Genomic DNA, 6,691 nt, shown 5'->3' with positions numbered 1-6,691 from the left:
GTCTCCATCAAGGCGAATGCTGCCTTCGAGGGGCAGCTTCCCAATGTGCTACGGCTCGGATTTCATCTCCGAGCATATCGAGCAGGCGTGCATCGCCCTCAAAATCCGCCTCATCCATTCGCTGCCGGGGCGTCCTCGCGGGCGCGGCAAGATCGAGCGGCTGTTCCGCACCATCAACGACATGTTCCTGCCCGACCTGCCCGGCCACCTGATCGCGGGCAAGCCGCTGTCGGCGCCAGTGCTCACGCTCGACGAGCTGCGCGCCCGCTTCGAGGCGTTCGTGTGCGGCGTCTATCATCGTCGCCCGCATGGCAGCACCGGCGAACCGCCGATCACGCGCTGGCAGAAGGGCGGGTTCCTGCCCGCAATGCCCGACAGCCTTGAACAGCTCGACATGCTGCTCGTGCACGTGCCCAAGCCCCGTAAAGTGCTGCGCGACGGCATCCGTCTGATGGGCAGGCGCTATGTCGAACCCACGCTCGCGGCCTTCGTCGGCGAGCAGGTCGAGGCGGTCTATGACCCCCGCGACCTGACCGAGATCCACGTCTACCACCAGGGCCGGTTCGTCTGCCGTGCGCTCAGCTCCGAGCACGCTGGGCACCCGTCGTTGCGCGCGATCCAGCGCGCCCGGCGCGGCGCGAAGGAGCGCGACAAGCAGGTGCCTGCCCCCACGGAGACCTTCGATGGCGACCAAGAGGATACGGCTTCCCGGCCCACCACCTACCGAGGGCTCCGGCTCTACGCCGCTGACGATTGAGTTCCTGGTCGAGCAGCCGTTCCTGGCGACCCGCGAACATGCCCGGTTCGTCGAGTTTGCCGAAGCCTGCGCGCACTACCGCTATATCGGCGTGTGTCATGGCCGGCCGGGCGTCGGAAAGACGCGATCGGCGCGCGAGTTTTCCAGCTTCCCCGACCTGGGGGAATATGCCGCGCTCCGTCCCATTGCCGCGCTCCTTGGCGAAAAGGTCGCTCGCTGCCGCGCCGTCTTCTACACCGTGTCGGTCAGCAACACGCCCAAGACGATCGACGCGGTGTTGGGCCTCAACCTCATTAAGCTGGGCTATGCCCGGCTGACGGTCGCGGGCGGCTCGCAGGACGAAATCACCCATGACGCCGCCCGCATCGCCTGCCCCCTCGTCATCGTCGACGAGGCCGACCGCCTGACCATAAAGTCGCTCGAACATCTCCGCGACATGGCCGATCGCCACGGCTTCGGGCTGATCCTGATGGGTATGCCGGGCTTGGAGAAGCGCCTCGCCCGCTATGCCCAGCTCTACTCGCGGATCGGCTTCGTCCACGAGTTCAAACCGCTTACCGAGACCGAAATGCGGCTGCTGCTCGCGACCCACGCCGGCGATTTCGGGATCAGCTTCGACCCGGCCCAACTCGACGCGATCGAAGCGCAGGCAGCCGTGATCCGCATCACGCGCGGCAACTTCCGGCTCATGGAGCGCCTGTTCGCGCAGATGCGGCGGATCATGACCCTCAACCGCGTCGAGGAGGTCACCGCTGACATCGTTCAGGCCGCGCGCGATTGCCTCGTCATCGGACCCGGCAACTGACAAATAGCGCGATCAGAACGCCGCCATTTAGCGCGAGCGTTTACACCAGATTTTCCGTGTGGTCCCGATCTGTCGCGGAACTTACAAGTTTTGCGAAACCTCGCGTCCCTGGCGCGGCAAGGCTACGCTTACTGGTTGACGGGAGTGAGTCGTATGGCCCGACGCGACCTTCTGACAGGAGACGAGCGCCGAGCACTGTTCGGCGTACCGCTCGACCGCGCCTCGCTCGCCAAGTTCTACACCGTCATGCCCGAGCATCGGTCGCTGATCGAGGCGAGGCGTGGCGACGCCAACCGGCTTGGCTTCGCGCTCCACTTGGCGCTTCTGCAGTATCCAGGCTTTGGATTACGACACGACGAGGTGGTGCCCGACTTTCTGGCCCATTACATAGCGGACCAACTCGGCTTGCGATCGAGCACGCTGGCTGGCTATGCCCACCGCGCACAGACCCGGCTCGAGCACGCCTGGGAAGCAATGGGAAGTCTGGGCCTGCGCGGCTTCGAGCCCGGCGACGTGGGGCGCGCACTTGACGTCGCGACCGAGGCGGCGAGAGGAACCGAGCGCGGCATGGCCATTGCGACTGCGATCATCGACGACCTTCGCGCAGGCCGCATCGTTCTTCCGGCGCCAGCCCGCATCGAGCGGATCGGGATCGCAGGAAGGGCAAGGGCGCGCAAGCTCGCGGCCGACATCGTGGTGGCCGCACTCACGCCAGGGCAGGTCGGCGCCCTCGACGCTTTGCTGGTCGCCGATCAGAAAAGTGGGGTGACCCCGCTCGCGTGGTTGCGCGACACGGGCGACAGCCCATCCGCCCGAAATCTCGCCGGCATCCTCGCTCGCCTGTCCTACGTCCGCGGCATCGGCATCGACGCGCGGGTGGCCGAGAGCATCCACGAGCGCCGATTTCGCCAACTCGTACGTGAAGGAGCAGTTGCGCCGGCATTCCTCCTCTCGGACTATTCGCTCCGTCGCCGGCGAGCGACCTTGGCCGCGGCCATGATCGACCTTGAAGCCCGGCTCGCCGATGCCGCGATCGAGATGTTCGCCAAGCAGACCGGGCTCCTATTCGCCAAGGCGCGAGCCTCGCAAAAACGCCGCTACGAGGCGACCACCAAGGACGTCGGCCGCCTCATGCGAATGTTCGGATCGACGATCGGTACGCTTCGTGTCGCGCGCGAAGACGGGCTTGATCCTTGGTCTGCGCTCGAGACCGGCGTTGGCTGGGACCGGTTGATGGGTGTGGCCGATGAGGTGTCCGCGATCGCCGATCTCGCTCGTGACGAGCCGTTGGTCAGGGCGTCCGACAAGTACATGACGCTTCGTCGATATGCGCCGGCTTTCCTGGACGCATTCCGGTTCAAGGCCACGGGGTCGCGCGATGGCGTGCTCGCGGCCGTAAAGCTGGTGCGCGAGTTGAACGCGACCGGCAAGCGCGAGGTGCCGATCGACGCACCCATGCCATTCCCGAAGAGCTGGAAAGCCGCGATCACGGAGGGCGGAAGCATCGATCGGAGACGATATGAGACGGCAACCGTCGCTATGGTGCGCGAGCGGCTTGGCTCGGGAGACCTGTGGGTGGAGGGTACCCGCGACCACCTTCGCTTCGATGCCTATCTGCTGCCCCGCTCCGAGGCCGCAGCAATCGCCGGTAATCTGCCTTTCGACACCGACGTGGACCGCTACCTCGACGGACGTGCCAAGTTGCTCGACTGGCGGCTGCGCCGGTTCGGCAATGCACTGAAGCGCGGCACGCTCGACGGCGTCGAGCTGAGGGGCAACGAATTGCGCGTCACCCCGGTCGCGGCAACGACACCCGCGGCAGCCGACCAGCTCGATGCACTCGTTGATCGGATCATGCCTAAGGTCCGCATCACCGAGCTTCTGGCCGAGGTGGCGAGACGCACCGGCTTTGTGTCAGCTTTCCCCGAACTCCGTTCGGGGCGGACGCATCCCAATCCCGAGGCCCTTCTTGCGGCCATCCTGGCGGACGCGACCAATCTCGGGATCGAGCGAATGGCTAACGCCAGTCAGGGTATCAGTTACGCGCAGTTGGCGTGGACACACAGCTGGTATCTCTCGGACGAGAACTATGCGGGCGCGCTGCGCCACCTGATCGATGCGCAGGCCGCCCTGCCGCTCACCCGGCTCTGGGGAGACGGCACCACGTCGAGTTCGGATGGGCAGTTCTTCAGGAGCGGTCGCCGCGGGTCCGCCGGTAGCGTCAACCTGCATTACGGCTCGGAACCCGGGCAGAAGATCTATACCCACGTCGCCGACACCTATGCCCCGTTCCACGCCCGGCTGATCTCGGCGACCGCGGCCGAGGCGCCCTACGTCCTCAACGGTTTGGTCGCCCACGGAACCGGCATCGAACCGGCCACCCATTACGCCGACACCGGCGGCAGTTCCGACCATGTGTTCAGCCTGGCGCATCTGCTCGGTTTCCGGTTTGTCCCGCGCCTGCGCGACTTGGCAGACCGCAAGCTCGGCACATTCGAGGGCCAGAGTCGCTACCCTTCGCTGGCGCCCCTGATCGGCCGCCCGATCAACACCTCGGTGATCCGCGAGAGCTGGGACGAGCTGGTCCGTCTGGCCGCATCCATCAAGGCCCATGCCGTGCTGCCGTCGGTCATGCTGAAGAAGCTGGCCGCGCACCGCCGTCAGAACCGTCTCGATTTCGCGCTCCAGGAGGTGGGCCGCATCGAGCGCGCACTGTTCACAATCGACTGGTTGGAATCGAAGCAGCTCCGGCAGCAGTGCCAGGCCGGACTGAACAAGGGCGAAGCGCGGCATTTCCTCGCCCAGGCCGTCTTCGCGCACAAGCAGGGCCGGTTGCGGGATCGCACGTTCGAGGACCAGGCGCTCAAGGCATCGGGGCTGAACTTTGTCACCGCCGCCATCATCTATTGGAACACACTTTATATGGGCCGGGCAGTCGATCACCTACGCCGATCGGGCGAGCCTGCCCCCAACGAGTTGCTTGCGCATGTCGCGCCGCTGGGCTGGCGGCATATCAGCCTCACCGGCGACTATCTTTGGCAGAACACCGGCCATGGCGTCGATAACGACGGCTTCAGGCCGCTCAATCTTGGCGTCGAACCCATCGACCAAGTTGCATGAAGGGGGTCGAAGCTCATCTGACCCCGCAATGTTGCCTCTATGTTCAACTTACCGCTGTCCGTGTAACAAACCTTGAAGTGCCCCCTTCGTCGATCTATGGTCGTGAGGTCGTAAGCTTGGCTGGTCTTACAAGCGCCCCCATCTTCCGTCTGCGGGTGATGCCGTCTGTCGGGTACAAGGTCGTATACGCGGTCAGGACAACTCCCCGCGGGATAGATCTTCGTCGGACAGAAAATTCTATTCAATCACACGTCGAGGCCGATAAACTGCTCTATGGTTGTCTCCGGTCCGATGTTGCGTCCGGCTATGCGGTCGTGAATCCGTATTTCATCCTATCGGGGGCAACCCCCGTCAAACACATCGCAATCGCCCCGGGGCGCGTTACCCCGCGAAACTCTGTATAATCGCAAGGGCCGCAGGATGGATGCCGAACAGGCGGGTTGCCCTGTGCCAAAAGTCATCATTGGCGGTGGGCAGGGCCGCCGATTCTTGTATTGGCAAGTCCGGACAGATACCATCATTATTTGCTCATAAGGGCTGAGGCTTGACTCCCAGCTTCTGTCCATCCCAGTCCAAGCGACTTCTGTATGGCAACATAGCTGGCGGTGAGGGCCGCAACCGCACTGTGCAGGTTTGCCTCTGCAAGCCGCTGCTGGCGGTCAGCCTCAAGAGCGTCGCCTCTCGAAATGACCTGCCGCGCATAGCGCTGCCGCATCAGCGTTGCCGCTTCATCTGCTGACCGCTTGATTTCGGCAAAAGCGGCGACGTTTCGCCTTTGCTGTGCAAAGCGCGCAAGCGACGTCTCCGCATCCTCAAGCGCGCCGAGCACTACCTGCCGATATTGTGCCTCGGCTTCATCGCGACCAGAGCGTGCCTGTGATATCGCCGCTGACGTTCGTCCAAAATCGAGCAAGCCCCATTGCAGCTGAGGGACGGCGATGTTGGAAATATTGCCCAGATCTACCAGGTCTCCGATCGACGTGCCGCCAATCCCGAGAATCCCCATGAAGCTGATTTTCGGAAAACGAGCTGCTTCCGCGACTCCTATCCGGGAAGTTGTGGCAGCGAGACTGCGCTCCGCAGCGCGGATGTCGGGACGGCGACGCAGGAGCGCCGAAGGGTCTCCGATCGACACCCGCGCAGGGGGCATCGGGATATCGCGCCGTGGCGTCAATAGCGGATCGAGAGATCCCGGCGCTTCACCGGCGAGAACCGCTAGCGCATTCATATATATTACGATCTCAGCATCGGCTGCGGCGAGATCGCTGATCGTGGCCTGAACCGCGCGGTTCGCTTGGCCGACAGTAAAGGCCGGGATTGTGCCTTGCCCGAAACGCTGCCGGGCTAGGGCGAGCTGCTGCCGCTGAATGTCGAGACCTTCGCGAAAAGCGGCGGCGCGCTGCTGCCGGTCACGAAGATTGGTATAGGTCTGCGCGACTTCAGCGCTGAGCTGGACCTTTGCGTCTGCAACATTATACGCCGCTGCCGCCGCCAGCGCGTTTGCCGCTTCGATTTTTCGCACCTGCCCGCCCGCGAGATCTATTTCCCAGTTTGCGTTCAGACCAAGGTTGTAGAAACGCAGAGACGTGTCCGCATCCTGGGCGGATGAAGGCGCCGGAACAGGTGTGGGTGTAGTACTTCCTTGACTGGTCTGGAGATCGATCCCGGGAAGATCGGCAAATATGGCCGTGCCCTGAGCACCAGCCGTCGGCAGGCGGTTTGCTCGCTCCTGGCGTACAGACGCACGGGCTTGGCGAAGTCGGGCCTGCGCAACATCAATCGAGGGATTCGCGACAAGAGTGCGCCGCTCGAGCTCATCGAGAACCGGATCTTGCAGCGTCGCCCACCATTCGGCGAGTTCAGGCTCGCTGGTCGATGCATCTGCTGGTTGACGAACGAATGTTGGCCGCGGCGCGGCTTGGCCGAGCTCTGGTGGTCCGGAATAGTCCGGGCCGACCACACATCCACCAAGGAGCAGCGGAAGGATGAGACCACTTAACTTTGCCATT

Annotated in this window: 4 protein-coding genes; 3 read left to right on the top strand and 1 reads right to left on the bottom strand. The window is 63.9% G+C overall.

From position 1 onward, the window contains the following. The first annotated feature begins 43 nt into the window (after positions 1 to 43). The 3 genes from ACODTA_RS25980 to ACODTA_RS25970 all read left to right on the top strand — a co-directional run bounded on the left by ACODTA_RS25980 (position 44) and on the right by ACODTA_RS25970 (position 4,682). Positions 44 to 757, top strand: a complete 714-nt coding sequence (locus ACODTA_RS25980; RefSeq protein WP_238147330.1) for a Mu transposase C-terminal domain-containing protein — start codon at positions 44 to 46, stop codon at positions 755 to 757. Continuing rightward, positions 684 to 1,562 (top strand): AAA family ATPase, encoded by an 879-nt coding sequence (locus ACODTA_RS25975; protein WP_009824028.1) that lies wholly within the window; start codon positions 684 to 686, stop codon positions 1,560 to 1,562. Before ACODTA_RS25980 ends, ACODTA_RS25975 begins: the two co-directional genes overlap by 74 nt. Before the next feature lie 153 nt (positions 1,563 to 1,715). Continuing rightward, entirely contained in the window at positions 1,716 to 4,682 is a 2,967-nt protein-coding gene (locus tag ACODTA_RS25970; protein ID WP_021224430.1) for a Tn3 family transposase, read from the top strand. 520 nt (positions 4,683 to 5,202) lie between these two features. On the opposite strand, the gene ACODTA_RS25965 is transcribed toward ACODTA_RS25970, so the two are convergent. Beyond that, positions 5,203 to 6,690: an efflux transporter outer membrane subunit gene (locus tag ACODTA_RS25965; protein WP_050763085.1), complete on the bottom strand. Its 1,488-nt coding sequence runs from the start codon at positions 6,688 to 6,690 to the stop codon at positions 5,203 to 5,205. Between the last annotated feature and the right edge of the window lies 1 nt (position 6,691).

It is taken from the genome of Sphingomonas sp. FG14, assembly GCF_057809675.1.
The sequence above is the reverse complement of the archived record's forward strand: the minus strand, read 5'-3'. Positions and strand labels throughout refer to the sequence as shown.

Coding starts and splice junctions, on each gene's coding strand:
- ACODTA_RS25980 (WP_238147330.1), top strand. CDS start 44: ATGTGCTACGGCTCGGATTTCATCTCCGAGCATATCGAGCAGGCGTGC.
- ACODTA_RS25975 (WP_009824028.1), top strand. CDS start 684: ATGGCGACCAAGAGGATACGGCTTCCCGGCCCACCACCTACCGAGGGC.
- ACODTA_RS25970 (WP_021224430.1), top strand. CDS start 1,716: ATGGCCCGACGCGACCTTCTGACAGGAGACGAGCGCCGAGCACTGTTC.
- ACODTA_RS25965 (WP_050763085.1), bottom strand. CDS start 6,690: ATGGCAAAGTTAAGTGGTCTCATCCTTCCGCTGCTCCTTGGTGGATGT.